Consider the following 18,057-nt stretch of genomic DNA (forward strand, 5'->3'; position numbering starts at 1 on the left):
CGACCTCTATTACCGTAGTGGTGTTTAGCGTATTCCCTCACCCGCGATGGCCTCAGGTGTAAAGAAAGAGTCGGGTCTGCGGGGCATGACTTTGTATTGCTGCTCCCGCTCGTTAACCACTCCACTGACGTACCAACCACCAGAGATCAGATCGTTAAAGCCAAACTCCTGTTGGGGTGAGGTTGCAGGGATATCGGGCATCACGACTGGATGCGACCAGAGGGTTTTCCAAAGTTGGTTATTGGCATCCCATCGATCGGCAAGTACGGCGGTCCAGGTATCTTCATCGATGTAGTAAATCCCCTTCGGAGCCTGATGCCGCTGGCCTGATTTGAGGTTTGCTTCGACTACCCACACACGATGTAACTCCCAGCGAATATGGTCGGGATTGAGGTGATGAGCCATCAACAAATCGCTGTCTTTGGTTGGCGTATTCATGCGATTACTGTTGTAAGGAATCAGCATTTCTCGCTTACCAAGGATCTTCCAGTCAAAGCGATCGGTGCGCTCGGAAAGCACATCCACTTCGTCGAAGCTCATGAGCCCACTGGTTGCCGGCGTAGGCGTATCGCAGCAGCCGTTCGGGAGCTTACGTACACGCCGCTGACCGGTGAGGTAAACCCACACATTGGTTTTGTCTTGATTCAAATTGTGATTGCTCACAATAGCTTCGCCCGCCCGCACGGGGGGACCGGAGTTGACAAGTCGGAATAGCCTGTAAATTCCGTTAAGTTTGTCTGCACCTCCATCTTTGTAGTAGTAAGGCATCTGGAAGTCGCCAATACCCTGTACCGACAGCACATGTTTACCATCTGCTGTTCCTAGATAACCACGAAAATCGGTTTGCCAAGATTCACCCTTCCAACGCAATTCGTTGTTGGCAACAACCTCCGCACCTGACTTAGGAATTGGGAACGGAATTCCACCGAACGCGCCTTTTACAACATCGTTTTCGAGTGTTGCTTTAACAGCATTTTCATAGGTATTGTCATAGACCCATTGAGGAGCGGCCGCAGTGCGATGAGTTTTGTAAACGTCAACACGAAAGGAGTCGGGGTATTTCTTCAATAGTGCCTGGGTACCGTCCGTAAGCTTGTCCGCGTATTTGCTCATATTGGTCGCAGTAATCGAGTACAGCGGCTTTTCATTTGCAAACGGATCGCCACGGCGGCCACCATTCTTGAAATTCGCAATTGGCGTCGTATAACCACCGGTCCATTCCGGAATGCTTCCGTCCTTGTTTCCGGATTTTTCAGCACCAAACGGTGTTAGTTCGCCCTTAAGCTTTGCAGCCTCCTGAGGGGAAACAGCCGCTTGAAGAGTTGGAACAGCTAATATCGCTGCGAGTAGAATGATCGCGCGCGCAGGGAGTTGAGGATACATAGACACCTCCAGAATCAGAATGTGGTGCGCAACGAGAAGGACAAGAAATCCCGATCCTTCAGAGCCTGTTTAAATTGCGCATCATTGTTGTTATCCACAGTCGAGCCCTCGGAACCGAGGTAATGTACGTAGTTAACCGAAGCTCTCCATGTATCGAGGTAAACGGCAGATACCCCGAAATTGACGTCTCCACCCCGGTTTACGGCGAAGCCCGGACCAACCGCCGAAGAGCGCCCCCACCCATAACCTAGGCCGATGCTGGGGGTCATATCCCAGCCGGGCAGAATCTGGCGATAGCTCGGGGAATAAACCATACGTAATGCCGTTGCTGATTTATCCGCGTTCGGGTTTAGCATCTGTGGATTTTCGGTGACCTTGGTTCGAGTGTTCCAAGCAACTTCTCCAAGAAAACTAGCTTCATTCGCGATGAAACTTGGCCCCAGACTCGCGATCCAGGAAAGCTGCAAATGTGCACTTTCGCCAACTGCATAGCCTGGGTTGTGTCGGTTATCAAAACCGCTACCCACGCCGATTGAAGGAATTACAACCTGACCTGAACTAGCCAAAGGTGTGTTCTGCCGATAAGACGCCTCACCGGCAAAGCTCCATTCATCAATAGTTTTGGCAAAACTTGCACCGTACGCCCGAATGCCCTCGTGATAGACCCAGCGATAACTGCCGGCAGTTAGAGCAGAAGGCGGGCCATTCAGCGTCGTCCAAATGTTACTCGGAGTGGTGGCGTGGTAGCGGATAGCATAGAGACCAAAGTCCGTATCGATTCCATTCGCACGCCAGCGAACCTGAACACCCCCTTGACCACTATTGCGTGGTTCAAGGTCGGAGGAACCAGAGAAAACACCCAGCGGGCCAGCTTTGATCGTCTCATTCCCAGGTCCGAGTGAATCGCTCGTTGACAGAAATGATCCAACCGGAATCAGCTGAGTCTTATCCCACTCATAACCTATGTATGCACCGACAGCGACGTCGTTACTTAATTGGATCTGTGCCGACAGCTTGCCCGTCGGCAACGCAACTTCTTTAAATTGGGAGTTTGGAACCGAGAGCAGTTTCACAAGATCCAGCGGTGCCTGTCCTCCGGCAATGCCATTATTACCAAAGAAAAGACTCTCGCCCCACAACAACGTATGACGCCCCAGGCGTGCCGTAACCGGCTTTTCAAAAACTTCCGACTTGCCGAACACAAAAGCATCAAGGAGCTCGACTTTACGACCCATTACCTTTCGCGTTTCAGAGGGAAAGTGAGAGGCAGGTGTATGGTTTGAAGTTAACCCAGGATTATCGGTATCTTCGTTGTAAACAGTGTCATACCAGCCAGCCGCACTAATGCGCGCACCAAAATTTTGCACGCTTAGATCAAGCTCGCTCAACACGTCGACGCGATTGGAAACAATTCCTTTGCCGAAATTATTATCGCCGTCATCTTGGTTCAGGTTGTTTGGACCGACAATGCCTTGTGGACCAATGTCAGTTTTTGAAAGCGCCGACGAACGATCTTTAAGCCGTGAAATAACACTATATTTTAAAGTGTTATCCCAACGAAGTTTAAAATCGGGGTTACCCGTATCGAACTCAAAAGCTTGAGCACTACTAGAGATAACCATTACAGCGAACACAAGTGGACGAGGCCCCGCTAGGGAACGAGGCCGACAGAGTGGCATGTTCAATTTTCTATACCTCTTGCACCGACTATATCGGGACTTATTTTTATTGATAGGTACAGCATAGAAACATTTTTATATGCGGGTTGTTACACCCACATATTATTTGACACTAAAAATTAAGCGTTCGTCGCTTGGCTTCCAGAAACTCAACTGAACTAGGCTCCGCCTGCCTAGAATGTTTCGCAGTTGTTGGCGTGGGCAGCGCAGAAAGAACACTAATATGTTTACTTTCCTCACCAGCAATGCTTGTAAAGGCGCAACCTTGAGGAATCTCGATGAAATCACCTGGCAGTAGCGTTACGGTTCCCCTTTGAGTTACTAAAGTCCGCTGTCCACTTACCTGATACTGAATCTCGGTTGCACAAAGGTGTCTGCGGTAGGTGCGGCCATCCTCTGATTTGAGAGTAGTAGACCCGATCCAAACCAGATCTGAACGATACAACCATATTGTCTCGCACGTCGTATCGTCAGCGCGAAGCACTTGAATAGACCTTTCGTCATGAGGATCACCCTGGAGCAGCAGTTCCTCATCGACTAAATACGCAGCAACATCGGTACCCACGGCGCCAAGTTCTTGGGTGATGACTTCCCCATAAGCTCCAGAGGCACAAGCCGGCCAACCTGTATAGGGTGGAATGATTTTTTCAGAAGCACGTACTGGATCTTCACATTCTGTAACAGGAGCAGTCACATAAAACAACACATGTGTCTCTTCACGCCCAAAATTATCGTGAGATATCCCGACAGGGATTCGAGAAAAATCACCTGGCGCTAGTTCAACCGTACCCAGTTCTGTGAAGAGTGTACGCTCACCATAAATCTGAAAAGACAACTCATCGCAATCCACATTCCGATGATAGACCATTCCTCTACCACTGAGTTTCTGCCACTCCACTCGAAGATGGGAACCTTCGAACACACACCGCGGAGGAGAAAACGCCTCCGGAGAAAACACCGGCGGAAAATGGATTACTTTAAGGAGTTCGTGATCAGTCCACAATTTCATAGTTTGGATTTCTGGCCCTTGGAACAACAAAGCCTCTTTCCGCGCCACAAACTGAGTATCTTCACGCAGTGGAAATGAATCAATAATCTCTCTTACAACTGACATGATATCTCCTTATTCTTGTTTACAAGATACCCATGTTGATTAGCATCGACCGGCGACATCAGCGATATGCCGCCAGACGATTACGTAACCCACCTTTATCTACACAGATGTCAAACCCAACATCCGGATCAAAATGCTCAAGCAGGAATAAGAATCACACCGTCGCTTTGCCTGGCTTCCGCGCCCAGAACATTTCAATGCCATGCCACTCCATAATTCGAGCATCAACAACTTGATCCCCGAATGCCTCGAGCAAGTCTTCGCCGCTGTAGTACGGAATTTCTTCCCGGGTCAGGGGCAGGAAACCCATTGCCTTTTCGTACCATTCACGCAAATGAACGTCGCTATCGATACGGTGACGTTGAATCGAGCCAGCTACTACGGCTTCAGCCGAAACGATACGTCGGCCAGGCTTCATCACTCGAAGCAATTCAGCACTCGTCTCGACCCAATTGTCACAATGCTGCGTTGACTGCATTACTGCCACACAGTCGTAGTATTCATTGGGTTTATCGTATGTGTAAGCCCACTCCCATGTTCCAATCACACCGTTGCGACCACGCTCCCGCCGAAGGGACTTCGCGCGACCATCGAGAATAATCTCAACCGTATCCACCACCCCTTCAGGACCAACCAAGGCACGCATATCGCGATCCCAACCTGCCGGCTCTACGCCCTCCCCCAGAATCAGAACCTTGTCACCCGGCTTGAGCTCCAGCAGTGCATACATAATGTCCGAAATAGGGCGGGCCAACTCATTCCAAATGTATGGCAGACCACCAGCGATACAGAAAGCGGCCGACCATCGTTGCCGGGTCTCCTCATCAAGAATGTCTTCACCAAGACGCTCAACGTCCCAAGGCTGAATGTAGTCCCAAGGACCCTTCTTTCCGTACGTATGCATGCTCATAATCGACTCTCCATCCGTTCATTGTGGGAACTGCGTTGTAACCGATCCTGACCTCAGCGCGGGGGGGGGGTAATGCTTAGGTAGAACCTGGATCGATCATCTGAGCTGATCAAAAGCCGGTCAACACTTCTTCTCGCATTATGAGAAAGCGGAAGAAAATATACTGCTGATAAAGGGTTCAGCCCAAGGAATGCGCCCTGAAATAGCATGAGATAAAGCATTCTCAACCATCCCCCCTCGCTAGAAGTGCATCGACAGAAGCCCTCCCCTTTTTGTGCCATACCCTATGGGATCCGCCTACCCAATATTTGCTCGGCCCTACACAGGGTGCAGCGAGAGAATTCATCCTGCTTTATCACAATGCGAGAATGGTTATTGACCGTATTAATACAGAGTTTTAAAAATGACCTCATGAATTTGATCGACGCCTTAGAAACTAACTTAGGGTTTAGCGGCTAGTGAAACCCTTCAACAATTATAGAGCGTGGATTCTTTCCCAACGACAGCTCCGGAGAAAGTTAGATGAATACCTCACAACGTGGATACGCCCCTGGGCAAATCGTCCAGACTTATACTTCAGAAGAGTGGGCTCTACGCCAAGACCTCGCAGCTGCTTATCGGCTTGCTCACCATTTTGGTTGGGATGAGTTAATTTATAATCATATAACTGTTGAAATCCCTGGCTCTGGAGGGCACTTCCTTATAAATCCAATGGGCCTCCGGTATGATGAAGTTTCAGCATCAAACTTGATAAAAATTGATCTACAAGGGAATATTCTAAGCCCTACAGCATTTCGAATTAACAGGGCCGGATTTATTATTCACTCAGCTATTCATGCTGCACGCAGCGATGCATTTTGTGTAGTACATACTCATAGTAGATCTGGATTGGCTGTAGCTTCTCTTAAGACAGGCTTACAAACATTTACGCAGTCAGGTATGCAGTTCCATAATCGAGTTGCTTATCATGATTATGAAGGTTTCAACGTCCATTTTGATGAACAGGAGCGATTGGTCTCCAGTCTCGGTAACCATCAAGCACTCATCTTGAGGAATCACGGACTCCTGACGATTGGAAACACAATAGGAAAAGCATTTCAACGAATGTTTTTCCTTGAGCAAGCGTGTCAGACCATGCTGGATATCCTATCGACAGGATGTGCCTTTAACTTTGTTCCAGAGTCCGTGCTAGAAAACACTGCATCGCGCTGGGCAGACGGAAGCTCAGATGCAAGTGCAAATGATGATCTTGAATGGGCCGCACTGAGAAGGCTAGCTGATAAACTTTATCCTGATTATCGCTTGTAGCTCGCAAAATTCCGTGGGTTTACGGCCATTGCAAAATAGTGCATCCGAGGGCAATCATTGAGATTTGGATTACACCGAATCTTTAGAGATTTATTAATCTAATGCCTCACAGGGCTTATTTCAACACAACCTGAAATCTTTGCTCTGAAGACCGACTATCAGTGGCGACATTCATATAATTTTTAGTCGTTTTTTTCAAGCAAGTCTAGCTTCTCAAATAAAAAGCAAGACACCTGAAATCATTTCGACTTTTAGTTAATGCAATAGCTTTCCCCCATGAATGACATTTATTGCTCGACCCTCCACTGAGATCCAGCGTGATGCGAATTGTGCCATGAGCAATAAACTTCAGAGCCTAAGTCCGATTTACACCGAGTTTTATAGGTCGTTAAATTGCAAAAGTGGCAATGGCCATGAGGCTGCAGATATTGCTCAAGCCAGTGTCGAGCGTTTTTTGATGCTGCCAGAAGAGCAAGAGGTCCGATCACCCGCGGGGTTGCTAAGACAGATTGCGCGGAACATGAAGATCGATATGGCGCGGCACCGTCAGCGTCTGCCAATGGAGTCTTTGGAGTCTCGGGCCGATGCCGATTTTTTGCCGGGCCTGTCGCACGATTTTGATCCCGAGCGCATCTTCCTGGGGCAGGAGCGTGTTGCTCTGTTGTCTCAGGCAGTAGACAGTATGCCGGCGCGATGCCGTGAGGCATTCATCCTTTCACGCATCGATGGGTTAGCTCATCATGAGGTCGCTACCGGCATGGGAATTTCCCCCAGCATGGTGGAGAAGCATGTCGCACTTGGACTGAAAATTTGCAGGCAGTTTTTGGATCAGTAAGAATGATGAAGGTGCGTAAGCGTCTGCCCAAGTCACCTTGCGTACTGAGGTAAGAACCCGCTCGGTTGGCGAACTCATCGATCGCAGAAATAGAACGTCAGTCAGCGCTGTGGCATACACAACATATTTTGTTGCCGTCGGGATCTCTGATGTAAGCACCGTAATAATTCGGTGAATACTGAGGACGCGACCCTGTCGCGCCTTCGTCTGTTGCCCCGGAGGCCATAGCGACCGCGTAGAAGTCATCAACCTGAGCCCGCGTCCGAGCTTCGAACCCAACCATTGACCCGTTACCTGGTGTCGCTGGTTCGCCATTCAACGGGCTGTAGACGCAGAACGGCGTACCTGAGGTAGTCGTACTTTGAGTGAATAGAGCGCGGTCTGGATTGTGCTTGAGCGCAAGCAGGTTGATGCCTAGCGGTGCAAGCAGGCGATTATAGAAGTCTGTGGCGCTGGCGAAATTGTTAGTGCCTATAATGACATAGCTGAACATCAGGCGCTCCGATTGGTTAGGGCATCCGTCGCCTCAACTTTACCTTGTGAAGGTCATGCCGGCACCCACTTATGTGGCAGAAGATTACCGATTTCACTTGCTCGCTGTGTCGGCAACCGCGTCAGCACATCTCTCAAATAGGCATACGGATCATGCCCATTCATGCGAGCTGACTCGATCAAACTCATGATCGCAGCCGCACGTTTTCCGCTGCATAGCGAGCCCGCGAAAATCCAGTTCTAGCATCGAGTGCCCACGACTGGATTCAAGGCAACGCATTAAACTGCATGCTGGTGTCGCCCAAAAATCGCCACGCGAGCTTTGTTATAGTTTCTGGATTGGTCGATGTACAAAATGTGGCGCCTGGCTCGTGACCACATGCGAATTCTGGATGACGTGCTAGGTAACCAGCAAGACTGCTTGCCGTCACTTTTGGTTGAGAGAAAATCTCGACATCGTTTGGGATGGCCTCTGCAAACAGATCTTCGATCAACGGATAATGGGTGCAGCCGAGCAATACCCCGTCTAAGCGTTCCTCGCCCAATCGCCGCATTAACAGTGTCACGTAACGTCGGACGGCGCGTCTGAGATCCTGTACCGGGGCATTTGCCTCAATGAGTCGAACGAGACTAGGGCAGGCTTGCTGCACGATATTAACATTCGGCGCTCGCTTCGCGGTTTCCTCGACAAATACTCGACTTTCCACGGTATAGCGTGTTGCAAAGACGGCCACGGTCTTCTTCCCGTGGTTTTGCAAGCCACTATCGGATTCGGCTGACCAGGGAACACCAGTCATCGCCTCCACCATTGGGACGATAACGCCGATCACTCGTTTGTCCGGGTAGCGAGTTGGAAGCCATGTTTGCTGAAGACGGCGGAGGCCGGTTGCAGCTGCCGTGTTACAGGCGACGACGATCAGCGAGCACCCCAACTCAAAGAGTCGCTCCAACGAAGATACTGTGAACTCATAGATCGTGTCGGCGTCTCGATTGCCATAAGGCGCGTTGCCGTGGTCGCCGTAATAGATGAAACGCTGATCAGGAAAGGTATCCCGAAGCGCTCTGAAGACCGTCAGTCCGCCGCTACCAGAATCAAATATTCCGATCATTTGTCCTCGCTCCCTCAATTCGATATTTTATCACCCACGGGAGTCCAGCTATGCGGCAGCAGTTGCGTAATCTCACTCGCTCGCTGCGTCGGCAGGCGCGTAAGGACGTCCTTCAAATAAGCATACGGTTCATGCCCGTTGAGCCACGCAGACTGGATTAAGCTCATGATCGCCGCCGCCCGTTGTCCGTTGCGTAGCGACCCTGCGAAGAGCTAGTTCTTGCGTCCAAGAGCCCACGGCCGGATCTGGTTCTCTGCCCAATTATTGTCAATGGGTACGGCCCCGTCATCAAGGTAGCGCGACAGCGCTGCCCAGCGTTTCAGGCTGTAATCCAATGCTCTACTGATGGCAGAGCCTTCAGGCACGAGATCACGCTGGGCAATCATCCAGGCATGCAGCATATCCATCACTGGTACCGCTTTTTCTTGCCGTTTTCGGCGCCGTAAATCCGGCTCTAGGTCGTGGACTTCACGTTCGATTTCGTAAAGCAACTGGATATAACGCAGGGCCTGTTCGGCGAGCTGGCTCTTGTTGGTGGCGTGCAGCTCGAAAAACTTGCGCCGCGCATGGGCCATGCAGCCGATCTCGGTGACACCGAGTTCAAAACTGGCTTTGTAGCCGCCAAAATCGTCACACACTAGCTTTCCCTTCCAGTCTTGCAGGAAGTTGCGTGCATGGACGCTAAAAATCACGGCGCCAAAGCGGGCGGCCTCCTTTAAAATGGATGATGACTATCGACGATAGTTAGCCTCCGTACTCTCGTCCACGGTTGAACAGTCACGCATGTATTTTCCCTGTGCCTCGCAGCCATCGGACTCTGAGTTATCTCCGACGATCGATATCCCATCCAGAAATCGACTCGCGCGAGCTGAACGCCCTTCAAGCAATTGACGTGCTTCTCGAGTGATTTTGATGGCCATCAACGCCTTGATGAATCGCGCTTTCTTACGTCTGTTTTTCTGTTTCCGCACAAGAGGTTTCTCGCATTGGCACCAACGCAGTGCTGCCACTACCAAAATTAACTTTGGGGAGCCGGCATTTTGTGTCCGCTGGGTCGGTGAACTGTGAAGCCGAAGCTGAACCTTTCCAACCACAGCCACGCTAATGAGCTCATGCTCTCAATACACGCTCAGAAGCTGAGTTCGGTAGTGCTGAGAAAAATTGAGTTCATACAATGCGGGCTCGGATGAGCCGATAATCGAAATAGCGTGGTCGCTACCCATTCGGGAATAGGCTCCGCCCATTGAACCTCCCAAGATAGCGATCTCAATGCCACTGGGATCTTCTGGATGGTCGTCAATCTGGTCGTCGCACTCAAACTGCGAAGCTCGTACGACACTCAATACGGCATGATCATCGGGCAAATCATCGGCCAAACGCTCCGAGTACTGCTGGAGCGCAGGTTCCGCGAGAACATACAGCCAAGCTTTTTCATCCGCATCATTTGAGCGCCTGAGGATTCTGCCCAAGACCTGGCGATAGTGCAGTTCGGTACGTATACGACTTAGATGACAGCAAACCTGAAGCCTAGGTATGTCCGTCCCCTCGCTGATCATGCCAACCGCAATAATCCAGGTGCAGCCACCATGTCGAAAATCATTGATGACCTGCTGCGCGTTTGGCGTCTTATTGGTCACGACCTGACACACCTCCCCCTGTGCACGCATAAGGTCAGCTATGCGGTGAGCGTGCTCAATGTTTGTCGCAACTACCAGGCCGCCGGCTTCCGGATGGTGCTCACGGATTTCGCGAAGCTTTGTACACCCTAACAACAGAATCTGCCGCAAAATATCGTCATGGAACAGCAGATCTTCATAAGACACGGGTGACTCAGAAAGTAACCTGGCAATACTCGGATACGTTGTGACGGTGCCTTCTGTGGATAGCGTTTCAGTTAACCTCACCATGTTGTTATCCAAAACGACGATGCGCGGCGACCGACATACGCCGTCAGCGATTGCCTCCTGCAGGCCATATCGGTAATCACAGATCAACACCCCGTCTGGCTGAGAATATCGAGCAAGCGCTATTGCCTTCTGGTCAGACCTCCAAGGTGTCCCCGAGAGAGCAAGAGTGAAGGTGGCGCGGTCTTGAATCCTTTGCACAATCTGCTGACCCCATGCATTGCTTAACAGCAAGTCATGGCCAGCGCAGTGATGGATTTCATCGAAAACCGCGAACACCCTATAGTCGTCGAACAGTTTCCAGAATGCTGCGTCTCGATATTCCATTCCTTGATATGTGCAAGCAGCACCGACGGCACCTATCAACCCGTCCAGGCGTTTACCCAGAACTGCGGAGAACGTTCTCTGAAATCCATCCATTGTCTGTCGTGACGGAGCAAAGCAGAGGATCAGATCTATCTTGTCTTGCATTAGTAATTGTCTGGCCAGCTCCGCTGCCATTTTGGTCTTGCCGGCACCGGGAGTTGCTTGGCAAAAGAAATGAGGTTGCTGAGTGTAGTGCTGCATAGCCAACGTAATGCAGTCGTGTTGCCATACCCTGAGATCGGTGTTCATGCGGCAGAAATCGCCTTAAGCGTATTCTCAATTGCACGAACGTGCCCCAGGAGCTTTGAGCTCCTGTCACGGACTTCCAGATATACCCCTTCAAAACGCCCCTTCAGGTGAGGAATTTCCTCAAACAACTGCTTGTACCGCTCGGTCTCGCCCAAGGATGAAAGCAGATCAAGCCGGGTCTCTTTTAGCATCGCTTGAAGGCGGACCTGGTCGTCTTGCTCATCCTTTGAGCTAGGCACAGGGCATGGTGTTTCTCTTCCCTCATCTGCTGGACCTTCCAGAGGATCGACACTCATGGAGAAGTTCCCATCTACCAGTACGAGCTGCAGCCGTTGCGGCATCTCCAGCATACGAAACACCTGTCCCCGCTTTTGACGTTGCACTGCCATCTCCACCCAGCCAGCGCGAATTAACCTTCGGATCTGTTCATAAACATAAACGCGCACATCCGCGAGCCGAAAGCTTGAGGGAGGAAGGAGTGCCGCATACGCGTCTCTCAACTGATGGGTCGTGAACCCCCCAGAAAAATGCTCGCAAAGCAGCGAATGGAGCTGCCTGTCGAATTCGAATAAATCTTGTTTCATGCAGGCACCTCAATGATTTTTAAACAAAAATACGGATTATAGTCCGTGGCCGATTCGTCCGCAAACGCTCGATAGTCCTTCCTCATGTGTGTCGAGGCGGCTATGGGGAATCTGGCGGAAGAATTGGGGAAAAAGATCAGGCAAGCGAGGAAAGCGAAAGGTCTATCGCAAGACGTCTTCGCTCTAATTTGCCAAGTAGACCGTAGCTATATGGGGCGAATTGAGCGGGGCGAAGTCAATATTACGGTGGAAAAGCTGTACCAGATTGCCGAAAGCCTTGAATGTGGCCCAGCAGAACTTTTACCGTAGACAAATTATGAATGACGATGTGTTGGGCGATAAAACAATTGTTTAATTCATGCCAACTGAATCATCCAGGCTTTCTTAAGTAAAAATTCCGCCGCACTCTAAAAACAACCAGAAACCGAGGCAAAAAAAATGAAACACTTTATATTAGTTTTTTTGTATCTCCTCAGGCCTCAACTTAACTAAAGCATGAAGATCTAGATTGGGAATTGTGCTTGCATTCAAAAGCATTCTTTCAATCATTCGAAGTTGTTCAGCATTATTTTTTCTTAGTACTTCAACCTCAGCTCTCAGGTTCTCCATCTGTTCAACCAATTTTATATCAGAAGCCGTGATTTTTGTGTACAGCGAGGGCGATGCGCCTCGAAGTTGTGCTTTCTTATTCTTGTATGATGTAGCTATCCCAACATAAGTGCAGAGAGTTTGTCTTGTCGTTTTTATTGCGAGCTCTAGCTCAACCCTTGTTACCAGCGCATCCCAAGTAAGCTTTCCTGTCCATTTGGTCAGCATAATCTCTATCTTTCGTTGTGCCTGAGCAGAAATTTTTGGTTCCACCACGTCATAACTCCTTATTTGCTAAACCGAAAGACGACAAAAGAGAACGTAACTGAGGATTGGTATCAGTCGCAACGTTCGTACTTTTATCTTCAATCAAAGCTTTTAGGCGTTCCTCAAAATTTGGGAGCGCACACGCGACTTTTTTTATGGCCTTCGTGCTTAAATCGATCAGGTTGAATTCTGAACTTCTGTTGGAGTAACGAATCGTGATGCCTGCGGAAGAACTTTTCATCAGATCAATCAGCATCGAAAGAAGATGAACATTCCGAGAGTGCATAACATACCATTGCCTCATCGCCTGGGACGTTGGTAAGCGCAGGTCTCCTGCAACTGACTCTAACCTCATCACTTGAAATGATAAGTCTTTGGAAAGAAGTTTTAGAGCATCCTCATCCCCAGCAACGTGACAACTTTCTGAACACAGGAAGCACTGTGAGACAAAGTCATTCAAATATCCACATGGAGTTACGTTTAGATTTTGGGTGCAAATGCCCGTTGAGGTGAGCGACGCCGGTTGGTTAGTTGTTTTCGCAAGCTGTTCTTGTGAAAAAACCCTGATTGATTTTTTGTCAATTTCGGGTGGATTCATTATCGCACTCACTCGACCCGATTTTTCCTCTTCACTCGTATGAATATAAGTATGAGTTTGTTCAGAGCTTTTCCTCCCCGACCATGCAGTTGTTATTTCAACTGGAATATTACTTAGATCCGCGAGGGTGTTGGCAAAGTGTCGCAAACTATGCGGTGACAGGCTTAACTCTGATGAAAATCCGTAACTTTGAAAAATTGATGTGACATTTTGACTCACGCCAATACGCGTTAGAACAGAACTCCCTATAGACGAAAGCGGTACAACAGAAAAATTTGATTTTTGAAAAGTTTTCCCACCGCTCACTCCTTTCTTGGAGCCCCCATATAGCCAGCTCCCCAGGAAGCAAAACATCGCATTTTTCAGCTGAATACTTGCCTCACCACTAGCAAACGACAGCGGAAACTCGGGAAGAATATTTTTTTTATAGTATGAAATCCACCAATCTTGTACCTCTCCAACCGTGACAGAGATTTTATCGGAGAATACTTTCGGAATCTGGGAGTATCCGAACAAAAATGGCAATGCCGACAACGATGTAGACCCAATAGTTGAAGCCGATAGTCGGTCTTCAGACCGCAAAGACCAAATTGGTTTTCTTTTAAAGCACTTTCCTCTTTGAGTCAAATGAAAGGACGCCAAGTCAGCACCTTCCTTCATTACCGGAACACAATCATTAACCCCATAGAATCCCAATGCGTAACCCAAAGTAAAAAGGTTGGGGATGTGGTTTAAAGATAAATTGCGCTTTAGGTCCGGCGCTATCTCGAATTTTCCGAGCAGTACCTTAAAGCTCTGAGACGGCTTTTCGTAAAATCTACATAACACTCTTGCCGGCTCGCATGCTTTAAAGAAAAAGCTCATAGCTTTCGTGAGTGGTTCGGCAAGAGCCGAAAGCACATGGTTTTTTTTGTTCCCGTAGCCTTTACTTCCAGTCCAATCGAGGTAATAAACGGGCGCTCCGTTTCCTTCGGAATGTGAGTTAAGCTTCTGCTTGGGTAGGAGTGGTATTTCAGCGGAAGTACGATTTGGTGATGCTAGAGACAATGTGGTAAACGTAACAACTAGGGCATCACGCATTATTATTTTTCCACCTGGAAGCAGCGCTCCTTTTTCATCCACGTGCTCAAACACACTTGAAAAAATAGCGCCTAAGGCAAGTACTGTCGTAATATCAGGAAGCTTTTCCAGCGCGTTGTCCAAATACGCGTGCCCCGTTCTATCTCTGTTGTCATTTATCTTTAAGTCAATCTTTCGCATGACCCCATTTTTGGTACAAAAATTAAAAAAACGGCGTAAGCGAGCAACAGACCGCGCCCCAAGGTTAAGATTGTTTACTGTGGATTCTGTTTGGGCATAGAGGTCCCCGTCCATAAGTGACAACATTTTTCTAACTGCCGATGTCTCAGCTTGCTTTTCGTTAGCGGATAAATTTGTATTTGCTACTTCGATAATCCACACTTTTACCAGATAACTATAGGGATAAGGGAAAGCGTCAGAAGGTAAGCTACCTGCACTGCCTTTTCCTTTTCGCCCATGCACTCCGCATAGATACCTAGTTCGGCGCCCGGTATTAGGATCAATGTGGTACCAAATCAAATCATCAAATTCAGCTTTTTTGCCAGCCCCCTCAAATTGATTTAGTTCTGCGTCACGATATGTGCCGATGAGTGACTCTAGCCGATCGAAGTATTTGTTAATCTTCAATTGCGTTCTGCCTTGAAAGGTTTTCATCACAAACGCTGATTGTCAGCTTAACCCAAGCAATCTGCCGCTCCAATTTTTCAATGCTCCGGGCGTGAAGAGGATTGATTAACGAACTGCGATTGACCGCAAGCTTGTCCTCCGCGAGCTCCAACACCGATCTGTGATCGGCCTCAAGCATTGGACGAAAATTTGGACATCCATAGCAGCCCAACGGTCTCCCCATTACTGTTGAACAAGTAGTACACGAGCGCTTGTTCCTAGGACTTCCGACAGGGTTAAACTTGCTGTCAAATATGGTCTCGTCACCCTCCGAACCTGCTATTAAAGCACTGTTAAACGCTTTTTTTAGAAACTCATTGCCGATATATTTTGAGTCAATCTCCTGCCTGGACTTATAATCCAAGTCTATATAGTGCCTTGCGGCAGGCACAGTAACGCCGGTTATTCTTGCCAACTGAGCAGCAGGAAGTCCATCTTGGGCGCCGCGAGTTAATACAGTATGACGAATCCGATTGGAACTGACTACGCAATCAGCTGATCGATCAGAGGTAACCGAAACCCATCTCATGGCTCTTGTCACAGCCGCCTCAGAAACGTGGTAGGCAGTAGAGCGTGATGTAAAGAGACTCTTAAAATAACCTATAGAGCCAACATGCATTTCAAATAGACTAACATGTGGAAACATAGGCATATCAGCCATTAAACTCAAAAGCTCGGACTCTTCTAATTCGATCCCCGATGACTGCATCAACATCGCAACCCCCTCCAGGATTACCTTTTTATAATCTACAAGTACCTTTGAAAGATTATCGGAAATATAGATAGGGTAACGCTCGGGGCACTCCCTCGAGAAGCTCATCCCTGTAGACTTTGCGACGAACACTCGTAGCTGCAGGGCTTGCCCGCAAAATGCACCAATTTCATCTGCTGCACGGACCCCTGCATCGTTAAAACTTGTACCTACGGGGATCAGGTCGGACCACTTTAAAAGAGAAATTTGAATCGGCCGCCGGACAATTGAAAGCAATAATTTGTTAGTAACTAAATTTCTTAGGCGCCCATAAAGGCTTGAGGACTGATAAAAGGAAAGCTCTCGATCACCGGCCCACTGAAACTCTTGAAGGCAAATATTAATTTGCCTTGCCAGTGAATCAAACTCACTATCGTTTAACGCCCCACTGGAAGAATCAAGTGCGTTTACACGAATCTTATCCAAATTCTTAGAGGTAAACGAATGAACCTCCTTAAACCTCTTGTGGCCCTGTTTTGAGAGAGTTCCAAAAAATTGATTAAGCCCTTTCTTTTGGTTTGTTTTGAGTCCACTCCATATTACCTTTAGTCTGTCTAACGAAGGAATTCCACCGGACATAAATGGCTTTACATTGGTATTTATACCGGACGCTGTGCTAGCAGCCTTGGTTCGAACGTAGTATATAAAAACATTTAAAATCAAATCTTTGTCGTCTTCCCGTATATCCGATGAGCGTACCCATCCTACGTTAAGGCTATGTCCTTTTCCATTATTTGGAAGTAGTACCCATACATCCTCTTCTGTATTTACCTCCAGGCCAGATTTAGCCGTAACCAAAAAAGCTTTTTTATTGCTAACTTTTGCTTGTTCCCGTTTTTTGTTTCGATTCATTTTTCTCGATCTACTTTATGCTGGTGTGCCAGTGATAACTCCCTAGCTTTCAATGCAAGTCTTTTGTCATTATAAATATAATTCATAGTAGTATTTTGCGACCAACCCATAGCATACTTCCTAATATCCTCAAGTCGAGCAGGATCGACACCTTGCCGCTCACCCTTTTCATCGAATATCTCATTCCATTTGTGACGCAACATATGAGGATGTACATGAACCCCCAGTACTTTAGAGATTTTCTGAAAGAGTGAATTGACTGATTTCAAGGACAGCGGTTTACCCGCGGTACCTTTTGAATCATTTTCGCTAATAAACACGAAATCATGATATTGAGCACGAGCAAACGCTGTGCGCACGTGATCAATATAGAACTTAACTTGATGCATTATATTTTTATCAACCGTAGCCATGTGCGCTTTTGTCTTCTGGTTGGGTTTTTCAGCTCGTGGATCTGTTGGATCGTTCCCAGATCGATAGATAGATATCTGATCAAAAGTACCGTGGAAGTTGAAATCTGAAATTTTCAACTTCCCCAGGGCACCTCTTCTGATGCCGCTTTGTGTTAGCAAATTTACAATCAGATAATTTCTGACTCTTGACGCTTTGAATGGATTATTAGGAGAAGAAGGCATTATCAACTCTAACAACTTCAAGAAGATTTCATCAGGAAGGACTGACTCCTCAGCACCGCTTACTTGTTGACCTCCATTTCTGCCAAGCGCATCTTCATCTAATTTTATTTTAACAATCAACTTATTGAATTGCTCTCCTATCACATCGTCAATCTCAAGCGCTGCGTGAAACTGCTCAAACAGCCAATTAAGAAAGCACCTAAGACGCCGAATGCGACCTACCAAAGTCTCGTTAGATACCTTCGCCATACCTTTCTGATTGGCGACTATGACATTTCTCAGGTGTTTATCATCTATCCTAAAGTGTTTTACATTTGAAGCCGCATCCATTGCTCCTTTATTCAAACAACATCTATCATAGAACTGCATATACTCTTTCTGCGAAATAAACTTTCCCGATGCAACTCGTGCGGGCAGGTCGATATTCTTTTCAGAAAAATACTGCAACACGAACAACAGTTCATTCGCGTATCTAAATCTCGTATTCGCCGAATTAGCAGATAATGGGCCATTGAGATAACACGATACATATGGATCGATAGGACAATCCGCGTCATCCACTATGGTCACGAATGGCAACGAATTGAATTGGTATCGTTTGAGCTTCATGTTTGACAAAATACTTAGTCCAATAACTAGTTTATGAATAGACTAGGACAGAAGCGTGCTTTGTCAAACGAGAGGGGG

The 18,057-nt window shown here is 48.0% G+C and carries 15 protein-coding genes and 2 pseudogenes; 3 read left to right on the forward strand and 14 right to left on the reverse strand.

Translation table 11 applies throughout. The features are described 5' to 3' along the window. Window positions 1-24: 24 nt before the first annotated feature. From PMI26_RS02195 to PMI26_RS02185, 4 genes are all read right to left on the reverse strand, one after another. Window positions 25-1,383 (reverse strand): DUF1329 domain-containing protein, encoded by a 1,359-nt coding sequence (locus PMI26_RS02195; protein WP_007980057.1) that lies wholly within the window; start codon window positions 1,381-1,383, stop codon window positions 25-27. Between the two features lie 14 nt (window positions 1,384-1,397). Next, window positions 1,398-3,005 carry a DUF1302 domain-containing protein gene (locus PMI26_RS02190; protein ID WP_238540848.1) on the reverse strand — a complete coding sequence of 536 codons (1,608 nt, stop codon included), beginning with the start codon at window positions 3,003-3,005 and terminating at the stop codon, window positions 1,398-1,400. A gap of 169 nt (window positions 3,006-3,174) precedes the next feature. Further along, complete coding sequence (locus PMI26_RS31505; RefSeq protein ID WP_007980062.1) at window positions 3,175-4,176, reverse strand: hypothetical protein; 1,002 nt, start codon at window positions 4,174-4,176, stop codon at window positions 3,175-3,177. Between the two features lie 154 nt (window positions 4,177-4,330). Continuing rightward, on the reverse strand, window positions 4,331-5,086 hold the full coding sequence (locus PMI26_RS02185; protein ID WP_007980064.1) for a hypothetical protein: 756 nt from the start codon (window positions 5,084-5,086) through the stop codon (window positions 4,331-4,333). Between the two features lie 522 nt (window positions 5,087-5,608). Between PMI26_RS02185 and PMI26_RS31060 the strand changes: the two genes are divergently transcribed. Next, window positions 5,609-6,394: a class II aldolase/adducin family protein gene (locus tag PMI26_RS31060; protein ID WP_007980066.1), complete on the forward strand. Its 786-nt coding sequence runs from the start codon at window positions 5,609-5,611 to the stop codon at window positions 6,392-6,394. Between the two features lie 334 nt (window positions 6,395-6,728). Continuing rightward, window positions 6,729-7,229: a sigma-70 family RNA polymerase sigma factor gene (locus PMI26_RS0129940; protein ID WP_050549234.1), complete on the forward strand. Its 501-nt coding sequence runs from the start codon at window positions 6,729-6,731 to the stop codon at window positions 7,227-7,229. Between the two features lie 97 nt (window positions 7,230-7,326). Here PMI26_RS0129940 and PMI26_RS31065 read toward each other — a convergent pair whose 3' ends face one another. The 6 genes and pseudogenes from PMI26_RS31065 to PMI26_RS02175 form a co-directional block, all read right to left on the reverse strand. After that, window positions 7,327-7,722, reverse strand: a complete 396-nt coding sequence (locus tag PMI26_RS31065; protein WP_007980070.1) for a VOC family protein — start codon at window positions 7,720-7,722, stop codon at window positions 7,327-7,329. A gap of 53 nt (window positions 7,723-7,775) precedes the next feature. Continuing rightward, a pseudogene (locus tag PMI26_RS31070) lies at window positions 7,776-7,961 on the reverse strand (transposase domain-containing protein); the annotation flags it as partial. A gap of 26 nt (window positions 7,962-7,987) precedes the next feature. Beyond that, entirely contained in the window at window positions 7,988-8,830 is an 843-nt protein-coding gene (gene murI / locus PMI26_RS02180; RefSeq protein ID WP_007980073.1) for a glutamate racemase, read from the reverse strand. Window positions 8,831-8,844: 14 nt separating this feature from the next. Beyond that, window positions 8,845-9,507 (reverse strand): annotated as a pseudogene (gene tnpC / locus PMI26_RS0129945) (IS66 family transposase); the annotation flags it as partial. A 441-nt stretch (window positions 9,508-9,948) separates the two neighbouring features. After that, window positions 9,949-11,349, reverse strand: a complete 1,401-nt coding sequence (locus PMI26_RS0129950; protein ID WP_033048422.1) for a DEAD/DEAH box helicase — start codon at window positions 11,347-11,349, stop codon at window positions 9,949-9,951. Then, the gene (locus PMI26_RS02175) at window positions 11,346-11,933 is read right to left on the reverse strand and encodes a hypothetical protein (protein WP_007980083.1); all 588 of its coding nucleotides are present in this window, start codon (window positions 11,931-11,933) and stop codon (window positions 11,346-11,348) included. Before PMI26_RS02175 ends, PMI26_RS0129950 begins: the two co-directional genes overlap by 4 nt. Before the next feature lie 102 nt (window positions 11,934-12,035). On the opposite strand from PMI26_RS02175, the gene PMI26_RS02170 reads away from it, so the two are divergent. Next, a complete protein-coding gene (locus PMI26_RS02170; protein ID WP_007980084.1) occupies window positions 12,036-12,242 on the forward strand; it encodes a helix-turn-helix domain-containing protein in 207 nt (68 codons plus the stop codon). Between the two features lie 144 nt (window positions 12,243-12,386). On the opposite strand, the gene PMI26_RS0129955 is transcribed toward PMI26_RS02170, so the two are convergent. From PMI26_RS0129955 to PMI26_RS02155, 4 genes are read right to left on the reverse strand one after another with little or no spacing between them, the layout of a single operon-like run. Then, window positions 12,387-12,797, reverse strand: a complete 411-nt coding sequence (locus PMI26_RS0129955) for a hypothetical protein (protein ID WP_050549235.1) — start codon at window positions 12,795-12,797, stop codon at window positions 12,387-12,389. A 1-nt stretch (window position 12,798) separates the two neighbouring features. Next, window positions 12,799-15,120 carry a hypothetical protein gene (locus PMI26_RS02165; RefSeq protein WP_007980086.1) on the reverse strand — a complete coding sequence of 774 codons (2,322 nt, stop codon included), beginning with the start codon at window positions 15,118-15,120 and terminating at the stop codon, window positions 12,799-12,801. Next, window positions 15,083-16,735, reverse strand: coding sequence for a hypothetical protein (locus tag PMI26_RS02160; protein ID WP_007980088.1), 1,653 nt, complete (start codon window positions 16,733-16,735; stop codon window positions 15,083-15,085). Before PMI26_RS02160 ends, PMI26_RS02165 begins: the two co-directional genes overlap by 38 nt. Beyond that, on the reverse strand, window positions 16,732-17,820 hold the full coding sequence (locus PMI26_RS02155) for a site-specific integrase (protein ID WP_238540849.1): 1,089 nt from the start codon (window positions 17,818-17,820) through the stop codon (window positions 16,732-16,734). The genes PMI26_RS02160 and PMI26_RS02155 overlap by 4 nt, the downstream gene beginning before the upstream one ends. Window positions 17,821-18,057 lie beyond the last annotated feature (237 nt).

Source organism: Pseudomonas sp. GM33 (genome assembly GCF_000282295.1).
Classification (GTDB): Bacteria; Pseudomonadota; Gammaproteobacteria; order Pseudomonadales; family Pseudomonadaceae; genus Aquipseudomonas; species Aquipseudomonas laurylsulfatiphila.